Origin of the sequence: Streptomyces sp. NBC_01463 (genome assembly GCA_036227345.1) — a bacterium.
In the GTDB taxonomy this organism is placed as follows: Bacteria; Actinomycetota; Actinomycetes; order Streptomycetales; family Streptomycetaceae; genus Streptomyces.
Genome location: CP109468.1, coordinates 4455804 through 4475560, shown reverse-complemented (window position 1 = coordinate 4475560; position 19757 = coordinate 4455804). Strand labels below are relative to the sequence as shown.

The window sequence follows — 19757 nt, the reverse complement described above, 5'->3', positions numbered from 1 at the left end:
GCGTGCCCGTGCCGCCGTCCCCTTCGCATCCAGATTTCGCCGCCGGTTCACTTGAGCAATTTTCACTCCGACAGTTTTCGTCCACAGGTTTGATCCACAACCAACTCGGGTTATCCACAGGCTATTTGGCGAATCTGTGGACAAGTGGCTTGTGAATGGCACTATTTGGTCAACTTGTCATGTATTGAAGCGAGATGCCGTAAGGGTGTCCAATGTCCTTGTCTGTACCTCTCGTTCGGCAGCAGCCGCGATGAACGCCGCGGTGTTCTCGCGCCCAACAAGTCGTTCCACCGCGCCTATTGTCCCGGCCGGCAGCGTCACCGAGGCCGGTGGCGGGCCGGCGGTGTGCGAGGTGAACGGCCCGTCCGCGGCGAGATGGTGATCCAGGTGCCGGGTGGCGAACGTCCGCATCGCTCTGGCGAGTTCGGCGTCCACGGTCTGCTGCGCCAGCGGCCGCAGCCGGCGGACCATCGAAGCCGCCTCGGCCGCGTCCGTGTCGGTCGGCGGACGGTGGCCGAGGTAGCGGGCGAAAACGTGCTCGGTCGTGAACTCCAGGAAGCGGGAGGCTATCTGTTCGACCTGGCCGCGAAGTTCCCTCAGATGACCCGAGATTGCGCTCAGCGGCACACCGGCAGCGAACAACTCGACCGCGACCGCCAGCTCTTGCGGGCTCGGCACCAGGAACTCGTCGTCGCGCCCCGGGATCGGTTCCAGGATGCCCAGGTCCACCGCCTCGGCGACCGCCTCGTTGTCGGTGTGCCCGCCGAACTTCGCTTCCAGTTCCGCCCGGGTGATGCGGTCGGCCCGTTCGTCCGTCCACGGACCGTGCACCTCGGCGACGAGTCCGAGCACCCCGCCGAGCCCCCTGCCGGTGTCCCAGGCGTCCAGCAACTCCTTGATGCTGGCCAGGGTGTAGCCGCGGTCGAGCAGGTCAGCGATCTGCCGGAGCCGGGCGAGATGGGTGTCCCGGTACACGTTGGCCCGGCCCCGCCGCTCCGGGGTCGGCAGCAGCCCGCGGTCCTGGTAGGCGCGGATGGTGCGGACCGTGGCGCCACTGGCGTGCGCGAGGTCCTCGATCCGGTACTCGGCGGCCGACCGCCCGGCCGCCGCCGCTCCGGGCCCGCTCACAGCGGCGGCTTCAGCCGGGCGATCCCGCGCAGCACGCCCGGACTGAGCCGGGACAGGAACCGCACCGCATGGGACTCCGGGGTGACCGGGACGACGGCCTGGTTGCGCACCACCGCCCTGAGGATCGCCTCGGCGACCTTCTCCGGCGGGTAGTTGCGCTTCCCGTACAGCGTGCTCGTCCGCTTCCGCAGCCGCTGTTCCTCCGCCGCGTCCGTCCCGGCGAACCGCGTCGTCGACGTGATGTTCGTGTTGACGATGCCGGGGCAGATCGCACTGACCCCGATCGACTTCTCCGCCAGCTCGGCGCGCAGGCACTCGCTGAGCATCAGCACCGCGGCCTTCGACGTGCTGTACGCGGGCAGTGCGCGCGACGGCTGATACGCCGCAGCGGAAGCCGTGTTGACGATGTGGCCGCCCTGTCCGCGGTCGGCCATCTGCTTGCCGAAGAGCCGGCAGCCGTGGATGACGCCCCACAGATTCACGTCGAGGACGCTTCGCCACTCCTCGGCGGTGGTCTCCAGGAACGAACCGGAGAGCCCGATACCGGCGTTGTTGACCAGCACGTCGACGATGCCGTACTCCGCGGCGACCTTCTCGGCCAGCTTCTCCATGGCCTGCTCGTCGCTGACGTCGACCGTCTCGGCCCAGGCGGCCGGGGCTCCGATCAGCCGGGCCAGCTCCGCCGTCCGGCTCGCCCCCTCCGCGTCCCGGTCCACCGCCACCACCCGGGCCCCGGCCTCGGCGAACGCGAACGCGGTGGCCCGTCCGATCCCGCCGGCCGCCCCCGTCACCAGGACGAGCTGCCCGCCGAACCGGTCCGCGTACGCCCCGCGCGGGACGGTGTCCTGCACCGGGAGACCGCCCTCCAGGGCGGACTCGTTGGCCGCGGCGAACTCGTCGATCCAGGACGCCAGCTGGTCCGGCCGGGTGCGCGGCACCCAGTGCTTGGCGGGCAGCGAGCGCCTGGTCAACTGCGGTACCCAGGAGTCGAGTCCGTCGTAGAGCTGTTCCGAGAGGAATATGTCGCCGGTCGGCGTGATCAGCTGGACGGGGACGTGGGCGAACGCGTCGGCGCGCGGACGGCGCAGTCTGGAGCGGACGTTGTCGCGGTAGAGCCAGGCCCCGTGCGCCGCGTCGTCCGGCAGGGACGGCGTCGGGTAGTCGCCCCGCGGTACCTTCTCCAGCCGCTCCAGGATGCGCGGCCACCGCTTGCCGAGCGGCCCGCGCCAGGCGAGCTCCGGCAGCACCGGCGTGTGCAGCATGTACACGTACCAGGACTTGGCGCCCTGTCCCAGCAACTGGCCGACCCGGCGCGGGGTGGGCCGGGACATCCGCTGCTTGATCCAGTGCCCGAAGTGGTCCAGGGACGGACCGGACATCGAGGTGAACGAGGCGATCCGGCCCTCGGTGCGGCTGACCGTGGCGAACTCCCAGGACTGCACCGAGCCCCAGTCGTGCCCGACCAGGTGCACCGGGCGGTCCGGGCTCACCGCGTCGGCGACGGCCAGGAAGTCGTCGGTCAGCTTCTCCAGGGTGAAGCCGCCGCGCAGCGGGACGGGGGCCGTCGACCGGCCGTGGCCGCGTACGTCGTACAGCACCACGTGCCACTGCTCGGCGAGCTGCCGGGCGACCTGCGTCCAGACCTCCTTGCTGTCCGGATAGCCGTGCACCAGCACGATCGTGGGCCGCGTCGCGTCACCCAGCTCGACGACGCACAGGTCGATACCGCCCGTGGCCACCCGGCGCTCGCGCGCCCCCGGCAGATTCAGCAGACTCACGCCGCCACCTTCTCCTCGGCCCAGCGCCGCACATGCGGCAGATCGTCGTCCAGCCAGAAGGCGCTCTGCTCGGGGTCCCGGGAGTCGGTGACGACCAGGATCTCCTCGAACTTCGCGCCCGTACCCCGGAATCCGAGGTGCGGTTCGACCGCCCACAGGCCCGGCTGCGGAGGATGGTCGGAGAAGCGGTACGGACTCCAGAGCGGCGACCAGCCGTCCCGGTGCCCGTGCACCGCGTCACTCAGCAGCCCCTTCAGCGACTGGGTGCCGAACCCGAACACATGCGGCGACCAACGGCGTTCGGCCACCCGGTCGACCTTGTGGGCGATGACGCCGAAGGGGTAGGCGCGGTGCCGGTTGGCGTACCCCTGCCTGGTCATCAGGCGGTCCACGTCCTCGTAGATCTCGCGCAGCGGGCGCCGCTCACGCACCTCGCGCAGGATCAGGCCGCGGTGGGCCTCCAGGTCCGCGAGCAGTCGGTCGTGCAGCGGATTCAGCCCGAGGCAGCCGGAGTATCCGATGTCGGCGGTGAATCCCTTGTACACAGGGGCCATGTCGAGGATGAAGGGCATCCCCGGCTCCAGCCGCCGGTCGGTCGGGAAGAACTGGAGCGGCACCCTGAACCCGGCGAACGCCGTACGGTCCCCGAACCAGGCGAACGGGAGGTGGAACCAGTCCCGCACCCCGCGCTCGCGCAGCCAGGTGCGCTGCATCCTGGCCGCCTCGCGCTCCGTCACCCCCGGCCTCAGACGGGCGGCGACCGCCTCCGCGCACTCGTACGCGAGACGCTGCACTTCTCTGAACCCCTGAAGCTCAGGGGCCCGTTCGTCCTTGGCTCGCGCGGTCATGCCACCGTCCGTTCCCTGCCGTGTGCGGTACGTGCCCGTAACGTGACACTGATGAATGTGACAATGTCCGGCGGCTGCGTCAAGAGGTGTGCCGGACCTGTGGACAACTCCACGGCCGGCCGGTCCGGACCTGCGCGGCCGTCCCACCGTCCTCCTCCATGGGGTCCCCCTTACGGGTCCGTACGCCTGGAGTCGGACGGGAATCCAGCCGCCAGGTCTGACGACCGGTGTGGCCCGCACCACTACCGTCGATGACGTGACTGTCATTGCGACCGAAAGCCTGAGCAAGCGGTTCCCCCGGGTGACCGCGCTTGACCGGCTCTCCTTGGACATCGGCCCGGGTGTGACCGGGCTGGTGGGATCCAACGGAGCCGGCAAGTCCACGTTGATCAAGATCCTGCTGGGTCTGTCCCCCGCGACCGAGGGCCGGGCCGCGGTGCTCGGGCTCGACGTCGCGACGAGCGGCGCCGCCATCCGGGAACGGGTCGGCTACATGCCGGAACACGACTGCCTGCCGCCCGACGTCTCGGCCACCGAGTTCGTCGTCCACATGGCACGGATGTCCGGACTGCCGCCGACCGCGGCCCGCGAACGCACCGCGGACACCCTGCGCCACGTCGGCCTGTACGAGGAGCGCTACCGGCCCATCGGCGGCTACTCGACCGGCATGAAGCAGCGGGTGAAGCTCGCCCAGGCGCTGGTCCACGACCCGCAGCTGGTCCTCCTCGACGAGCCGACCAACGGGCTGGACCCGGTCGGACGCGACGAGATGCTCGGCCTGATCCGGCGGATCCACACGGACTTCGGGATCTCGGTCCTCGTCACCTCGCACCTGCTGGGCGAACTGGAACGCACCTGCGACCACGTCGTCGTCATCGACGGCGGATCGCTGCTGCGCTCCAGCTCCACCAGCGACTTCACCCAGACCACCACGACCCTCGCGGTCGAGGTCACCGACAGCGACACCCACCCGGACGGGACCGACGCCGTGCGCAAGGTCCTCACCGGTGCGGGGATCAAGCTGGTGGGTCTCGACGGACTGGACACCGAGGGGCTGCCCGGGGCGGGCCACATCCTGCTGATCGAGGCGACCGGCGAGGAGACGTACGACCTCGTCCGCGACAGCGTCGCCGGCCTCGGCCTCGGCCTCGTCCGGATGGAACAGCGCCGCCACCACATCGCCGAGGTCTTCCGCACCGAAGAGGCACCGGAAGCGCACACCGAGGCACGGACCGCGTCCGTGGCCGCCGGTGCCGTACAGCAGAAGGGGAGCGGTCGCGATGAGCACTGAGACCGGCGCCGCGACCGGGAGCGAGACCTCCCGGATCCACAACATCGGCTACCGCGCCTACGACGGGCCGCGCCTCGGCCGCGCCTACGCACGGCGCTCGCTCTACTCGCAGTCCCTGCGCGGTTCGTTCGGACTCGGCCGCTCCGCCAAGTCCAAGGTGCTGCCGATGCTGCTGTTCGGCGTGATGTGCCTCGTCGCGGCGATCCTCGTGGCGGTCGCCATCGCCACCCCCAACTCGACGAAGCTGCCGATCAAGTACACCTCGTTCGCGATCTACCTCCAGGCCGTCATCGGGCTGTTCCTCGCCGCACAGGCACCGCAGTCGGTCTCCAGGGACCTGCGGTTCAAGAGCGTGCCGCTGTACTTCTCGCGGCCGATCGAGCGGGCGGACTACGTACTGGCCAAGTTCGCGGCCATGGTCTCCGCACTCCTGGTGATCACCGGCGCGCCGCTGGTCATCCTGTACGTGGGCGCGCTGCTGGGGAAGTTCGACTTCGCGGACCAGACCAAGTGGTTCGCCCAGGGGATGGTGTCGGTGGCCCTGCTGTCCGTGCTCTTCGCCGGTCTCGGCCTGGTGATGGCCGCGCTCACCCCGCGCCGCGGCTTCGGCGTCGCGGCGGTGATCGCCGTGCTGACCATCACGTACGGAGCGGTCAGCACCATCCAGGGCATCGCCTGGTCCACCGGGTCCACCGGCGCCGTGCCGTGGCTGGGCCTCTTCTCCCCGATCACGCTCGTCGACGGTGTGCAGACCGCGTTCCTCGGGGCGACCTCCGCCTTCCCCGGAGGGGAAGGCCCGGGGGCCGGTGCCGGTGTGGTCTATCTGATCGTTGTTCTCGCGCTCGTCGCCGGCTCGTACGCCGTCCTGATGCGCCGCTACCGGAGGGTCGGGCTGTGACCACCATCGAGATCGACCACACGTCCCGCTGGTTCGGCAACGTGGTCGCCGTCAACGACGTGAGCATGAACGTGGGACCGGGCGTCACCGGTCTGCTCGGCCCCAACGGCGCCGGCAAGTCGACGCTGATCAACATGATGGCCGGATTCCTCGCCCCGTCGACGGGCACGGTCACGCTCGACGGCAAGGCGATCTGGCGCAACGAGGCCGTGTACCGGCAGATCGGCATCGTGCCGGAGCGGGAGGGCATGTACGACTTCCTGACCGGCCGCGAATTCGTGGTGGCCAACGCCGAACTGCACGGTCTGGGCGACGCCGAGGCGGCCGCCGCGCTGGTCACGGTCCAGATGGAGTACGCGCAGGACCGCAAGATCTCCACGTACAGCAAGGGCATGCGCCAGCGCGTGAAGATGGCGTCCGCGCTGGTCCACAACCCGTCCGTGCTTCTGCTCGACGAGCCGTTCAACGGAATGGACCCGCGTCAGCGGATGCAGCTGATGGAACTGCTGCGACGGATGGGGGCGGAGGGCCGCACGGTTCTCTTCTCCTCCCACATCCTCGAAGAGGTCGAGCAACTGGCCTCGCACATCGAGGTGATCGTGGCCGGCCGGCACGCCGCCTCCGGTGACTTCCGCAAGATCCGCCGGCTGATGACGGACCGCCCGCACCGCTATCTCGTACGGTCCAGCGACGACCGCGCCCTCGCCGCCGCGCTCATCGCCGACCCGTCGACGGCCGGGATCGAGGTCGACCTCGGCGAGAACGCCCTGCGCATCCAGGCCGTCGACTTCGGACGCTTCACCACGCTGCTGCCGAAGGTCGCACGTGATCAGGGCATTCGTCTTCTGACCGTTTCGCCGTCCGACGAGTCCCTCGAATCGGTCTTTTCCTATCTCGTAGCGGCCTGAGTAGTGGCCTGAAAGGAGCTGTGACGTCATGTACGACCCCACAGTCGCCCGGCTCACCTACCGGGCCCTGCTCGGCCGGCGCCGGGCCGCCATCCTGTTCGTCCTGCCCGCGCTCCTGATCGTCATCGCGGTGGCGGTACGGATGTTCGCGGGGGCCGACGACCAGGTGGCCTCGGACGTGCTGGGCGGTTTCGCCATCGCCACCATGGTGCCGCTGATCGGTGTGATCGCCGGGACCGGCGCCATCGGCCCCGAGATCGACGACGGTTCGATCGTCTACCTGCTGTCCAAGCCGGTGACCCGGCCGACGATCATCTTCACCAAGCTGATCGTGGCGATCGCGGTGACGATGGTCTTCTCGGCGGTCCCGACCCTGATCGCCGGTCTGATCCTCAACGGCAACGGCCAGCAGATCGCGGTGGCGTACACGATCGCCGCGCTGGTCGCCTCGATCGCCTACAGCGCGCTGTTCCTGCTGCTGGGCACGATCAGCCGGCACGCGGTGGTCCTCGGACTCGTCTACGCGCTGGTGTGGGAGGCCCTGTTCGGCAGTCTGGTCCCCGGTGCGCGCACGCTCAGCGTGCAGCAGTGGTCCCTCGCGGTGGCGGAGAAGGTGGGCGGGGGCGGCGCGATCACCTCCGACGTCGGACTGCCGGCCGCGACGGTCCTGCTGGTCGCGGTCACCGTGGTGGCGACCTGGTACGCGGGCCAGAAGCTGCGGACGCTGAAGCTCGCCGGCGAGGAGTGAGCGCAGGCGGCTCGTGACGTACGACAACCCCCGTCCCCTGGGCGGGGGTTGCCGTATGTCGGACAGTCTTACGCGTAACTGTACGGTTATCGGTTCGTTGTTCCTCATGCGTGGAGGCAACTGGAATCTGTGGCGTCGTAGCTTTCGTGAAATCGGGATAGCCGATCCGGCGGGAATCACCCGTCGGCCGGTCATTGAGTGAGTGGCAACCGTGAGCGTCCTCCGCCCCTGAAGCCCGGGGAGAGGGCTGTCCTGCCCAGCGCGGACCGTCCGGTACCGGGGCGGTCCGGCATCGGATTCCCTCAGCGGAAGGCATGCTCATGCCCACGGAAGTCGCCCTGCTCGAATCACGCGCGCTGCGCGTCGAACAGATGGGGCGCGTCGACGCCCTGGACAAGGTGAAGAGCCTTGTCATGCTCCCGGACGGAGTTCACGTTCGCACCGAGGACGTGGCCCGGTACTTCGAAGTATCCACAGGCGCGGTCAGGAGGCTGACGGACCGCCATCAGGACGAGCTCGCGCAGAACGGGATGCGTGTACTCCGGGGCTCCGACCTGCGAACCTTCCATAGCGACATGCTGTCGCTATGGGGTGGTGAGGGGGCGGAGAGTTATCCACAGGCGGCGACCCAGCTGCGCCTCTACACCCGCAGGACCGTCCTCAACGTCGCCATGCTTCTTCGCGACAGCGACATCGCGCGATGCGTCCGTACGTATCTCCTCGACGCGGAGCAGGACCTGCGCGCCGGGTACACCTCGCTCGAATACCGCGTCACCCGGGTCGAAAGCTGCCTGGCCGGCGTAGGCACCGCGCTGCAGGAGCTCGGGCCCGTGCTCGGCCGGATGTCGCACCGGCTGGACAGCCTCGACCGGAGGCTGGAGGTCACGCATCAGGTGGTCGGCGCCATGAGTGTGCGGCTGGGCGGGGTGGCCGAGGACATCGGCCGGCTCGACGGGCGCATGGACGAGCTCGCGCGCAGCCTCAAGGACCTGAGCCGCCGCAACAGGAGCCGCTGAGAAGGCCCGTGGGCCGGTGCCACCCGTAATTGGGTGGCACCGGCCCACAGGGACGCGGCACAGTGGTCAGTGCGGCAGATGCCGCGGCCGGCACCACGAAGTCAGTGCGGCACCTGCCGCGAACGCGGCACCACGGACCGGGAGAGGAGCGCGGCGATGACCGAGAGTCCGAGTCCGTCGAGCTCCCAGCAGGGCGTGCCCGAGCCGGCACCGGAGTAGTCGAGCGACTGCCCCGCCGCGCCGCTCCGAGCAGCACGCCCGGGCGGCCGTTCCTGCGCATCGCGCGCGGCCGCCCTCCCGGAGGATTGGCCGAGTGGTAAGGCAGCGGCTTGCTAAGCCGTCGTCGGGGACCGAACCCCGCGCGCGTTCGATCCGCGCATCCTCCGCCCAGGGAAAACCAGCCGTCGGCGTCCGTCGGACCTGTCGCTCATCAGAGCCGACAGCCACCGGCCCCGACGCTAGAGCAGCTGCTCCAGTACCACCGCGATGCCGTCGTTCTCGTTCGACGCGGTGATCTCGTGGGCCACGGCCTTCAGGTCCTCGTGCGCGTTGGCCATCGCCACACCGTGCCGGGCCCACGCGAACATCGGGATGTCGTTCGGCATGTCACCGAAGGCGATCGTGTCCGCCGCCTTCACACCCAGCCGGCGCGCGGCCAGCGAGAGGCCGGTGGCCTTGCTGAGCCCCAGCGGGAGGATCTCCACGACCCCCGGGCCCGCCATGACCACGTCCACCAGATTCCCGACCGCCGCCCGTGCGGCCTTCGCCAGCGCGTCGTCGTCCAGCTCCGGGTGCTGTATGTAGACCTTGTTCAGCGGGGCGGACCACATCTCGGCCGGGTCCTCGATGCGGACGGCCGGCAGCGGGCCCTCCTGCACGCGGTAGCCGGGACCGACCAGCACCTCGCCGTCGAGCCCGTCGCGGCTCGCGGCCAGCGCCAGCGGACCGACCTCGGCCTCGACCTTGGACAGCGCGAGACCGGCCAGCTGCCGGTCCAGCGTCAGTGACGTCAGCAGCTTGTGCTCGCCCGCGTGGTAGACCTGCGCGCCCTGGCCGCAGACCGCGAGGCCCTCGTAGCCCAGGTCGTCCAGGATGTGCCGGGTCCACGGGACGGCGCGGCCGGTGACGATGATGTGCGCCGCACCGGCCGCGGTGACCGCGGCCAGTGCCTCGCGCGTGCGCCCGGAGACCGTGTCGTCGTCACGCAGCAGCGTGCCGTCGAGGTCGGTCGCGACGAGCTTGTAGGGAAAGGTCACTTGGCGACCGGCTCCAGAACCTCACGCCCGCCCAGGTACGGACGGAGCACCTCGGGCACCCGTACCGAACCGTCGGCCAGCTGGTGGTTCTCCAGGATCGCCACGATCGTCCGCGGTACGGCGCACAGCGTGCCGTTCAGCGTGGCGAGAGGCTTCAGGACCTTCTTGCCGTCGCGGGTGTCCCGCATCCGGACGGACAGGCGGCGTGCCTGGAAGCCGTCGCAGTTGGACGCGGACGTCAGCTCGCGGTACTTGCCCTGGGTCGGGATCCACGCCTCGCAGTCGAACTTCCTGGAGGCCGAGGCGCCCAGGTCACCGGTGGCGACGTCGATCACCTGGAAGGGCAGTCCGAGGGCGGTGAGCCACTGCTTCTCCCAGTCCAGGAGCCGCTGGTGCTCGGCCTCGGCGTCCGCCGGGTCGACGTACGAGAACATCTCGACCTTGTCGAACTGGTGGACGCGGAAGATGCCGCGGGTGTCCTTGCCGTACGTACCGGCCTCGCGGCGGAAGCACGGCGAGAAGCCCGCGTAGCGCAGCGGCAGCTTCTCCGCGTCGATGATCTCGTCCATGTGGTACGCGGCGAGGGGGACCTCGGAGGTGCCGACCAGGTAGTAGTCGTCCTTCTCCAGGTGGTACACGTTCTCCGCGGCCTGGCCGAGGAAGCCGGTGCCCTCCATGGCGCGCGGGCGGACCAGCGCGGGGGTGAGCATCGGGATGAAGCCCGCCTCGGTGGCCTGGGCGATCGCCGCGTTGACGAGGGCGAGCTCCAGCAGGGCGCCGACGCCCGTCAGGTAGTAGAAGCGCGAGCCGGACACCTTGGCGCCGCGCTCCATGTCGATCGCGCCGAGCGCCTCGCCGAGCTCCAGGTGGTCCTTGGGCTCGAAGCCCTCGGCACCGAAGTCGCGGATGGTGCCGTGCGTCTCCAGGACGACGAAGTCCTCCTCGCCGCCGACCGGCACGTCCGTGTGGACGATGTTGCCGAGCCGCAGCAGCAGGCCCTTGGCCTCCTCGTCGGCCTCGTCCTGCGCCGCGTCGGCCGTCTTGACGTCGGCCTTCAGCTGCTCGGCCTTCTTCAGGAGTTCGGCGCGCTCCTCGGGGGAGGCCTTGGAGATGAGCTTGCCGAGCGTTTTCTGCTCGGAACGGAGTTCGTCGAACCGGACCCCGGACGACCTGCGCCGTTCGTCGGCGGAGAGCAGGGCGTCGACGAGTGCGACGTCCTCTCCACGGGCGCGCTGGGAGGCGCGAACACGGTCGGGGTCCTCACGAAGCAGGCGAAGGTCAATCACCCCTCCAGGCTACCGGTGTCGGCTTCCCCCGCTCGAACCGATATCGCCAAGCGTGTCAGTTTGCCCGAATTGCCGGTATTGGTAATGCTGGGAACGGAATCTGCGGATGGTGCGGCGTGGCACGGGGCGGCATCGTCAAGAAAAGAGATCCTTTTCCCCTAAATGGGGCAGAAGGGCTATGGATCTTGACGCATCAGCCTTGATCGCAAGGGGAGTTGGCTGCCGCTTGTCCACAGGAGTGACCGGTCCGGGTGGGTTATCCACAGGCTGTGAGGAAGACCTGTGGACATGGAGGAGATCATTCCGAAAGCCGCATCAAGGCTTGTGGATTCACGGTTCAAACCCCCATCACACGCTCGTTCGGGTGGGAATTCCTCGCCCTAAAGAGTTGATCAATGGAATTGAGCTGACAAGGGGCGACCCGCCGACCTGTGGACTGATCTGAGCGGAGTGGGCAGATTTGTCGACCATGTCGCGTTGCGGTGTCGACTTGTCCCCAGGTCGAGGCGTGCGCCTGTGGATAACTTGCCCGGCACGGACAATCGGCTGATCGCACCGGCTGTACGGGGCTGTGGAGGCCCGGGACCGCAGTGCAGGGGGCCCGGGGCGCGAAGGACCCGGAGTACGCGGAACCCGAGCCGTCAGGCCCGGCCGTCCCGGCTCCGGGTGAGCCAGTCGGAGGCCTCGGCGAACTCCACGTCCGACGTCCCCGCGCGCAGGGGCCGTACCTCCGCCGGCGTCACACCGGCCCGCGGATAGGAGCCGAGGAACCGCACGTTCGGACAGATGCGCTTCAGCCCCATCAGCGCCTCTCCGACCCGCCGGTCGGAGATATGGCCTTCGGCGTCCACCGCGAAGCAGTAGTTGCCGATCCCCGCGCCCGTCGGCCGGGACTGGATCAGCATCAGGTTCACCCCGCGCACCGCGAACTCCTGGAGCAGTTCGAGCAGCGCACCGGGGTGGTCGTCGCCGAGCCAGATGACCACCGAGGTCTTGTCGGCGCCGGTCGGTGCCGCCGGCCGGGCCGGCCGCCCCACCAGCACGAAGCGGGTCTGCGCGTTCTCCGCGTCGTGGATCTCCGTCACCAGCGGCTCCAGGCCGTAGGTGGCCGCCGCGAACTCCCCGGCGAAGGCGGCGTCGAACCGCCCCTCCTGAACCAGCCGGGCCCCGTCCGCATTCGACGCCGCCGACTCCCATACGGCCTGCGGGAGATGGGCCGCCATCCAGTTGCGCACCTGCGGCTGAGCGGCCGGGTGAGCGGTGACCGTCTTGACGTCGGACAGCTTGGTGCCGGGACGCACGAGCAGCGCGAAGGTGATGGAGAGCAGCACCTCGCGGTAGATCATGAGCGGTTCGCCGGTGGTCAGCTGGTCGAGGGTGGTGGTGATGCCGCCCTCGACCGAGTTCTCGATCGGTACGAGCGCCGCGGCAGCCGTGCCGTTGCGCACCGCGTCCAGTGCCGCCGGTACGGAGACCATCGGCACGAGTTCACGGGTGGCGGCTTCCGGGAGCGTACGGAGGGCGACCTCGGTGAAGGTGCCCTCGGGGCCGAGATAGGCGTAGCGCGTGGCGGACATACCGTCACCCTAATGTGCCCGTCGCGGCTCAGGCCTCCAGCAGCCGCTGTCCCACGTACTCCCCGTCCGCCGCACCGCCCGGCACCGCGAACAGTCCGCTCGCCTCGTGGCGGAGGAACGGCGACAGGGCGTCGCCGCGGTCGAGTTTCCGCTGCACCGGCACGAAGCCGCGCAGCGGATCCGCCTGCCAGCAGATGAACAGCAGCCCGGCGTCCGGAGTGCCGTCCGCGGCGATGCCGTCGTGGTACGAGAACGGGCGCCGCAGCATCGCCGCACCGCTGTTGCGGTCGGGCGAGGAGATCCGGGCGTGCGCGTTGTCGGGGATCAGGAGCTTGCCGTCGGCGCCCGTCCTGTCGAGGTCCATCTCGGTGGTCTCGGTGCCGCCGCTGAGCGGGGCGCCGTCCGCCTTGCGCCGGCCGATGACCCGTTCCTGACGTTCCACCGGGAGCTTCTCCCAGTCGTCGAGCAGCATCCTGATGCGCCGGACCACCGCGTACGAGCCGCCCGCCAGCCACTCGTACGCGGCGTCGCCGGACGGGACGAAGATGCGCCGGTCGAAGTCGCCGTCGGCCGGCTTCGGGTTTCCGGTGCCGTCGACCTGGCCCATCAGATTGCGGGCGGTCATCGGCTTCGCGGTGGCTCCGGGGGTGCGGTTGAAGCCGTTCATCTGCCAGCGCACGGTGGCCGTCGAGCCGGCCTCCTTCTGCACGGCCCGCAGGGCGTGGAAGGCGACGAGCGCGTCGTCGGCGCCGATCTGCACCCAGAGATCGCCGTTGGAGCGGCGGGCGTCGAGATGGTCGGCCGAGAACGGCGGCAGCGGGTCGAGTGCCGGCGGGCGGTGGTCCGTCAGTCCCGTGCGCGTGAAGAAGGTGGCGCCGAAGCCGAAGGTGACGGTCAGCGAGGACGGCCCGGCGTCCAGCGCGATGCCGGTGTCGTGCCCCGTACCGTCCGCCGCGCCGCCGGTGGATTCACCGGCCATCAGCCGCTGTGCCGCGGCCGACCAGCGGCGCATCAGGGCCGCCGCCTCCTTCCGGCCGGCCCCGGGGGCCAGGTCGAAGGCGATGAGGTGGCCACGGGCCTGAAGCGGAGTGGTGATCCCCGGTTGATGTTTCCCGTGAAACATCACCTCGGTGGAGCCGACGGAGGTCAGCGCGGCCGGCGCCTCGTCCTGGGCCGCGGCATAGCCGGTGGCGCCACCGGCCGCACCGAGCACGAGACCGGTCGCCCCGGCCGCGCCGGCGGTGCCCAGGAGGCGCCGCCGGGAGATCGTGCCCGCCGCCGGGGCGTCGGCAGCGGGCTTGCTGCCCGTGCCGACCGACGGCTTTCCGCCGGTCCTTGTGGTGCTTCTGCTTTTTCCGCTCACGGTCCTGCTCAGCCGATCTTCACGTTCTTGTCGACGGTGGTCTGGTCGATGTCCGAGGTCCGCACGGTCACCGCGACGTTCCAGTCGCCGGCGATCGGGATCTGGACGCCGGTGGACGTCCAGTGGCCCTCGGTCAGCCGGACGGGTACGGCGGGCAGGGGCCCGATGTCCTTGGACTTCAGGGTGAAGGCGAGCTTCACCTCGGGGACGTCCATGGCCTTTCCGTCGATGCCGTCGATCCAGAGGTGCACCACGTTGGTTCCGGTGCGTCCGGGGTCCAGGTCCATGCGGACCGTGCCCTTGCCGTTCTTGCCGCCCGTGTCGAAGGGCAGCGTGAGGTTGACGGGGCCGCTCGCCGCGGGTGCGGCGGCCGGCGTGGACGAGCGCGCCGCCTCCTCCTCGGTACGGCCGGGCTCGGTCGAGGTCAGGATGGTGGTGACCGCCAGCAGCGCCACCGCGACGCCGACCTCGGCGAGCACGGAGCGGCGCAGGCCGGACCGGTCGGGGTCGGCGTCCCGTATCCGCTTCTTCTGCGCGGTCGCCACGGCGGCCTGCTGCCGGGCGAGCTGGGCGGTTCGCGCGGGGTCCTCGGCACCGGCGGAGTGCGGGGCCGCGGGAGCCGTGACCTCCGCCGCCTCCCGCTCCTCTTCCTCACCGGCCGTGCTCTCCGCCTCGGCCGTGGCGGACTCGGTTGCCTCTTCCGTGCTTCCGCCCGTCGCCAGCCGGGCGGTCCACCTGCGGGAGATCCCGGCGATCCCGACGAGGACGGCGACGAGCCCCACCTTCACGAGCAGCAGCTGCCCGTACCCGGTCCCGGTCAGCGCGGACCAGGAGCCGACCTGGCGCCAGGACTGGTAGATCCCGGTCGCGGTGAGCACGAGCACGCTGGTGAACGCGATGCGGGAGAAGCGCCGCACGGCGGCGGCGGTGATGTCGGGGGTGCGGTACAGCGCGACCAGCAGGGCGGAGAGTCCGCCCAGCCAGGCCGCGACGGCCAGCAGATGGAGCACGTCGACGGGCATGGCGATGCCCGGCTGGATACCGGTCGACGCATGCTCGGCCAGCGCCCAGGTTCCGGCGATTCCGGCGGCAATGACCGCACCGCCGAGGGAGAGGCCGAAGGTGAGGTCCTTCTTCTCGCGTTCGTCCTCGCGCTTCGCGTACGCCCCGAACAGCACCGCGATGAACAGCGCACTGGCGCCGAGCAGCAGCAGCCGCGAGACGAGCGCGGCGCCCGGCTTGGTGTCGAGGACCGCCTTCAGACCGTCGAGGTCGAAGGCGTCGCCGAGCTTCCCGGAACCGGTGTACGGGCTGCGCAGCAGCAGCATGGCGATCGTCGCGGCGGTGAGGGTCATCCAGCCGCGGACGACGAGGCGCTGCAGCGGGCGCGCGCCCGCCCCGCGCTGCCAGCAGGCCAGCACGAAGGCGGCACCGCCGGCGAGCACGATGAATCCGGCGTACGCGGCGTAGCGGGCGATGCCGTAGAGCGTGCCGACGAGGCCGCCGCCGGCCTCGTTGTCCGGGAGGGCGACCGTGGTCTCCGAGGGCGCGCCGATGGAGAAGGTGAAGGCGCCGGACACCGGATGGCTGTCGGCGGAGACCGCCTGCCAGGCGACGGTGTACGTACCGTCGGGCAGCCCGGTGTGCAGGGAGACGCCGTACTTCACGGTGGAGCCTGCGGTCAGGTCGCTCGGGGCCTTCTCAGTGTCGGCGCGCTTGCCGTCCGGGTCGAGGATCCGGATGGAGCCCTCGCCCATGGCGACCTGTTCGGAGAAGGTGAGCGTGACCTCCTTGGGTGCGGTGGCGACCACCGCCCCGTCCTGCGGATCGCTCCCGGTCAGCGCGGCGTGCGCCGACGCGGGGCCCGCGACGGCCAGCAGCAGACCGAACACCACGCCGGCCAGCGCGGCGAGGAGCCCGGCGACGGCGAGCGGCCGCCGCCGGGCGGGTGCGGATATGGACGGGGCCGGCCCGAAGGGCGGGGCGGTGGCTGTCATGGTCGGTCAGTCCCTCACTGCTTCTTCGGGTTGTGGGTGGTCTCCTTCACGGGAAGGTCGACCCTGATGGGGCCGGCCTTCTCGAAGTGCAGTTCCACGGACACCTTCTGGCCCTGCTTGGGCTGCTGCTTGAGCTTCGCGAACATGATGTGGTTTCCACCGCGTTCCAGGTCCAGCTCACCGCCCGCGGGTACGTCGAAGGACGTCACCATGCGCATGACCTGGTTCTTCGTCTCGTGGATCGTGACGTCGTCCGACAGCGGACTGGTGACCGAGGTGAGCCGGTCCGAGCTGCCGCCGTTGTTCTTCACGACGAGGAAGCCGGCCGCCATGTCGCTGACGGGCTGCGGCATGAACGCGCCGATGACCTTCAGTTCCGGTGTGCTGTCCGAGGTGGAGCACCCCGCCAGCGTCAGACCCGTGGAGAGGGTCAGGACGCCGGCGAGGGTGGTGCGGCGGTTCACGGGTTCTCCCCCTTGACGATCTTGGGGAGGTCCTTGGTGTAGTCGTCGGGCGTGGTGTCCTCGCTGTACAGCACGTACCCCTGGTCGGTCTTCGGGGAGAAGGCGATGACCTGGGAACCGTGCATCGAGACGATCGTGCCGTCCTTCTCCTTCTTCGGTGCGTCGATCCCGATGCCGATCTGCCGGGCGCCCGCCTGGATGGTCGGGAAGTCGCCGGTGAGACCGATGAAGGACGGGTCCTGGGACTTGAGCCAGCTGCCCAGGGAGGACGGGGTGTCCCGCTCCGGGTCGGTGGTGACGAAGACGACCTGGAGCTTCTCCTGGTCGGCCTTGGGGAGGGACTTCTTGGCGACGGCGATGTTGCTCATGATGAGCGGGCAGACGTCGGGGCAGTTCGTGTAGCCGAAGTAGATGAGCGTCGGCTTGCCCTTGGTCTTCTCGCGCAGGTCGTACTTCTTGCCGTGCGTGTCGGTCAGGACGAGGTTCGGCTTGGTGAACGGCTGGTCCAGCACCGTCGCGGCCTGGGTCTTCGCCTCCACCGACACGTCGGCGATGGGCTTCTTGCTGTCGTTGTCACTGCCGCCGCAGGCGGACAGGGTGAGCGCGGCCGCGGCGACGAGCGCCGCGGCCAGCACAGACTTCTTAACCATGGAGCACTGTTTCCTGATGGGTCGGTATTACGGGTGGGGCCAGGGGTGATCAGGCGGTGCGGCGACGGCCGGCCAGGACGCCGAAGGCGACGCCCGCGACGCCGATGACGATGCCGACGATGCCGAGGACGCGGGCGGTGGTGTCACTGGAGGAGGACGACGCGGAAGCCGTCGTCTGCTTGTCCTTCGCGGCGGCGTCCTTGTCGGCGGCGCCGGAACCGGAGGCGGCGGTGGCACCGTGCGCGTCGTCGGCGGCCGCCGTCAGCTTGAGTACGGGAGCGGGGCTCTCGGGCTCCTCCGCCCCGTCCTTCGGCTCCTCGATCCAGCGCACGACCTCCTTGTTGTCGTACGTCTGGATGGCCTTGAAGACCAGCTGGTCGGCGTCCTCGGGGAGCTGGCCGACGGAGAGCGGGAACTGCTGGAAGCGGCCGGGCTCGATCTTGCCGCCGTCCGCGGTCCAGGTGACCTTGGAGACGGCCTCGTTGATCTTCTTGCCGTGCATGTCGAGCGGCTTGGCCAGCTTGCTCTTGGTGACGTCGATCTTCCAGCCGGGTACGGGCTGCGGCATGACGGACGCCAGCGGGTGGTCGGTGGGGAAGTTGACCTCGAGCTTGGTCGTCGAGGCGTCGTCGCGCTCGTTGGGGACCTTGAAGTTGATGACGGCGTAACCGCCCTTGGCGGCCTCGCCCTGCGGCTGGACGCTGACATGGGCGGAGGCCGTACCGGCGAGGATCAGCACGGTGGACGCGGCGACGCCGCCGGCGAGGGCGATGCGGGAAATGTTCATGGCAGGGATCACTCCACGGATGCACGAAGGAAGGGTGCTCCGGCGCGCGGGTGCGCGACGGCATCGCGACACCGCTTCCGTTCTTGCGTGGAGGGCGTCGCGTCAGGCTGCGAGGGTGAGTACGGGAGGCGGCCCGCGCCTGATCACCATGTGCTGCAGCGGATCCCCGGTGACCGGCGACGGCGCGTCCACGGCGGTACGGGGGGTGCACGGCCCGGTCGTCGGCCCGCCGGGAAGCCCGGCGCGCAGGGCGGCCACGAGGACGAGCGCGGCCCGCAGCGCCCGCAGCCGGGCCCCGGCCGCCACCTGCTGGGCGCCGTGGGCCGACAGCCGGGCGATACGGAACAGGGCGATCTCGCCGCGCCGCAGCAGCCAGCCCGCGGTGAGCGCGGCCAGCAGGTGGCCGAGCAGCATGGGCAGGGTCGGCAGCATTCCGACGACGTCGGCGACGGTGCCGCCGGCCGTCGCGGAGGAGGCGGCCGCCATGTGCTGGTGAGCCTGGTCGGCCACCGACTGCGGGTCGATGCCCGCGGTGGTGACGATGCGGTGGGCGTCGGCCGCGTTGAGCTGACCGGGCCCGGCACCGCAGACGAGGCTCGCCGCGAACCGGACCAGGGCGTCGTCACCGCCGGCCGTGGCCTGGGGCGCGGCGGTGTGCGTCCCCACGCCGAACAACGTGTGGAGGGCGACCTGTCCGCCGGCCAGGGCCGCGGCGATGGACGGGAGTGAGCGCTCGCGGCCGGCGAGCGGGACGGCCACCGCGAGGATTCCGAGGAATCCGGCGAGCAGCGTCCACCAGGGGACGGTCGCACAGGCGGCCATGGTGTGCCCGGCAGCGGACAACGCGACACAGACCGCGGCGAACACCGCGGCCCTCAGCAGCCGCATACCGGCTCCGGCGCGTCCCACAGACGTAGTCATGGCCGGGACATCATCGCACTGAGGCCCCGCCCTCCGTACGGCAGGTCCGGAAGGTCACCTTCCGCCCGAATGCCCGCGCGCGGGCCTGTTCGGACTGGTTACTGACGGGGCAGAACGGTTCTGTGGGCCGGGGATGCACACGTGTGGCGAGCGCGGGTATCCGCCGAATGAGCGGTCTCACATCCCGTCCGTGCTTACGAACGGCCTCGGGCGGCAATACGTATCGGTATGTCGAGCCGCAGCCAGGAGGCTGGAGCATGAGCATCTGGTGGTCACTCCATTTGCGGCGCGAAGCTGCGAGCGTTCCGCTCGCCCGTCGGTTCCTGCTGGGCACGATGGAATCCGCGGGCGTGGACCCGGACATCTCCTTCGACCTGTCGCTCGCCCTGAGCGAGGCCTGCGCGAACGCCGTCGAGCACGGCGGGGCGCACGGTGACGCGGGCGATGTCCTGAACGACTGGGACGCTTGGGACGCCTGGGAGGAGCCGTCCGGTACGGCCTGCGGGCAGTACCGGGTCACCGCGTATCTGGACGGCGAGAAGTGCCGTATCGAAGTCGCTGATTCGGGACCGGGCTTCCCCGCCAGGCGTGTGCTTCGCACCGCCGCACAGCCGGACGAAGCGGTTCCGCTGCCAGGGTCCAAGCAGCCGCACGGACCGCAGTACGCCGAGTACCCGCCGCTCACCGCCGAGGACGGGCGGGGGCTCTGTCTGATCGAGCAGCTCGCCGATCACGTCCACTTCGGCAACAGGCCGGGGCAGGGCGGCGCGGTGGTCAGCTTCGACAAGGTCCTGAAATGGCGGGAGGGCGCCCTGCTCATGGCGTCCTGAGCGGGGCGCCC

At 70.1% G+C, this 19757-nt stretch carries 18 protein-coding genes and 1 tRNA gene; 7 read left to right on the top strand and 12 right to left on the bottom strand.

Features of this window, described 5'->3' with window-relative positions:
- Window positions 1-177 precede the first annotated feature (177 nt).
- From OG521_19750 to OG521_19740, 3 genes are read right to left on the bottom strand one after another with little or no spacing between them, the layout of a single operon-like run.
- Window positions 178-1128 carry a MerR family transcriptional regulator gene (locus OG521_19750; GenBank protein ID WUW22900.1) on the bottom strand — a complete coding sequence of 317 codons (951 nt, stop codon included), beginning with the start codon at window positions 1126-1128 and terminating at the stop codon, window positions 178-180.
- Window positions 1125-2897, bottom strand: coding sequence for an SDR family oxidoreductase (locus OG521_19745; GenBank protein ID WUW26734.1), 1773 nt, complete (start codon window positions 2895-2897; stop codon window positions 1125-1127). Before OG521_19745 ends, OG521_19750 begins: the two co-directional genes overlap by 4 nt.
- Window positions 2898-2902: 5 nt before the next feature.
- Window positions 2903-3754: an aminopeptidase P family protein gene (locus OG521_19740; protein WUW22899.1), complete on the bottom strand. Its 852-nt coding sequence runs from the start codon at window positions 3752-3754 to the stop codon at window positions 2903-2905.
- 256 nt (window positions 3755-4010) lie between these two features.
- On the opposite strand from OG521_19740, the gene OG521_19735 reads away from it, so the two are divergent.
- From OG521_19735 to OG521_19710, 6 genes are all read left to right on the top strand, one after another.
- Entirely contained in the window at window positions 4011-5045 is a 1035-nt protein-coding gene (locus OG521_19735) for an ABC transporter ATP-binding protein (GenBank protein WUW22898.1), read from the top strand.
- Window positions 5035-5943, top strand: a complete 909-nt coding sequence (locus OG521_19730) for an ABC transporter permease subunit (protein ID WUW22897.1) — start codon at window positions 5035-5037, stop codon at window positions 5941-5943. The genes OG521_19735 and OG521_19730 overlap by 11 nt, the downstream gene beginning before the upstream one ends.
- Window positions 5940-6851 carry an ABC transporter ATP-binding protein gene (locus OG521_19725; protein WUW22896.1) on the top strand — a complete coding sequence of 304 codons (912 nt, stop codon included), beginning with the start codon at window positions 5940-5942 and terminating at the stop codon, window positions 6849-6851. The genes OG521_19730 and OG521_19725 overlap by 4 nt, the downstream gene beginning before the upstream one ends.
- A 28-nt stretch (window positions 6852-6879) precedes the next feature.
- On the top strand, window positions 6880-7599 hold the full coding sequence (locus tag OG521_19720) for an ABC transporter permease (protein WUW22895.1): 720 nt from the start codon (window positions 6880-6882) through the stop codon (window positions 7597-7599).
- A 320-nt stretch (window positions 7600-7919) separates the two neighbouring features.
- Complete coding sequence (locus OG521_19715; GenBank protein ID WUW22894.1) at window positions 7920-8615, top strand: hypothetical protein; 696 nt, start codon at window positions 7920-7922, stop codon at window positions 8613-8615.
- Window positions 8616-8914: 299 nt separating this feature from the next.
- A tRNA-Ser gene (locus tag OG521_19710) sits at window positions 8915-9001 on the top strand.
- A gap of 72 nt (window positions 9002-9073) precedes the next feature.
- Here the strand turns inward: OG521_19710 and OG521_19705 are convergent.
- From OG521_19705 to OG521_19665, 9 genes are all read right to left on the bottom strand, one after another.
- The gene (locus tag OG521_19705; protein WUW22893.1) at window positions 9074-9871 is read right to left on the bottom strand and encodes a Cof-type HAD-IIB family hydrolase; all 798 of its coding nucleotides are present in this window, start codon (window positions 9869-9871) and stop codon (window positions 9074-9076) included.
- Window positions 9868-11157 carry a serine--tRNA ligase gene (serS, locus tag OG521_19700; protein ID WUW22892.1) on the bottom strand — a complete coding sequence of 430 codons (1290 nt, stop codon included), beginning with the start codon at window positions 11155-11157 and terminating at the stop codon, window positions 9868-9870. Before serS ends, OG521_19705 begins: the two co-directional genes overlap by 4 nt.
- Window positions 11158-11798: 641 nt before the next feature.
- On the bottom strand, window positions 11799-12734 hold the full coding sequence (gene pheA, locus OG521_19695) for a prephenate dehydratase (GenBank protein WUW22891.1): 936 nt from the start codon (window positions 12732-12734) through the stop codon (window positions 11799-11801).
- 28 nt (window positions 12735-12762) lie between these two features.
- Window positions 12763-14001, bottom strand: a complete 1239-nt coding sequence (gene efeB, locus OG521_19690; protein WUW26733.1) for an iron uptake transporter deferrochelatase/peroxidase subunit — start codon at window positions 13999-14001, stop codon at window positions 12763-12765.
- A 104-nt stretch (window positions 14002-14105) separates the two neighbouring features.
- Window positions 14106-16094, bottom strand: a complete 1989-nt coding sequence (locus OG521_19685; GenBank protein WUW22890.1) for a copper resistance protein CopC — start codon at window positions 16092-16094, stop codon at window positions 14106-14108.
- 14 nt (window positions 16095-16108) lie between these two features.
- On the bottom strand, window positions 16109-16558 hold the full coding sequence (locus OG521_19680) for a copper chaperone PCu(A)C (GenBank protein ID WUW22889.1): 450 nt from the start codon (window positions 16556-16558) through the stop codon (window positions 16109-16111).
- Window positions 16555-17208: an SCO family protein gene (locus OG521_19675; protein ID WUW22888.1), complete on the bottom strand. Its 654-nt coding sequence runs from the start codon at window positions 17206-17208 to the stop codon at window positions 16555-16557. The genes OG521_19680 and OG521_19675 overlap by 4 nt, the downstream gene beginning before the upstream one ends.
- 49 nt (window positions 17209-17257) lie before the next feature.
- Window positions 17258-17995, bottom strand: coding sequence for a YcnI family protein (locus tag OG521_19670; protein ID WUW22887.1), 738 nt, complete (start codon window positions 17993-17995; stop codon window positions 17258-17260).
- A gap of 102 nt (window positions 17996-18097) precedes the next feature.
- Window positions 18098-18916: a hypothetical protein gene (locus OG521_19665; GenBank protein WUW22886.1), complete on the bottom strand. Its 819-nt coding sequence runs from the start codon at window positions 18914-18916 to the stop codon at window positions 18098-18100.
- Window positions 18917-19173: 257 nt separating this feature from the next.
- Between OG521_19665 and OG521_19660 the strand changes: the two genes are divergently transcribed.
- Window positions 19174-19746: an ATP-binding protein gene (locus tag OG521_19660; protein ID WUW22885.1), complete on the top strand. Its 573-nt coding sequence runs from the start codon at window positions 19174-19176 to the stop codon at window positions 19744-19746.
- Window positions 19747-19757 lie beyond the last annotated feature (11 nt).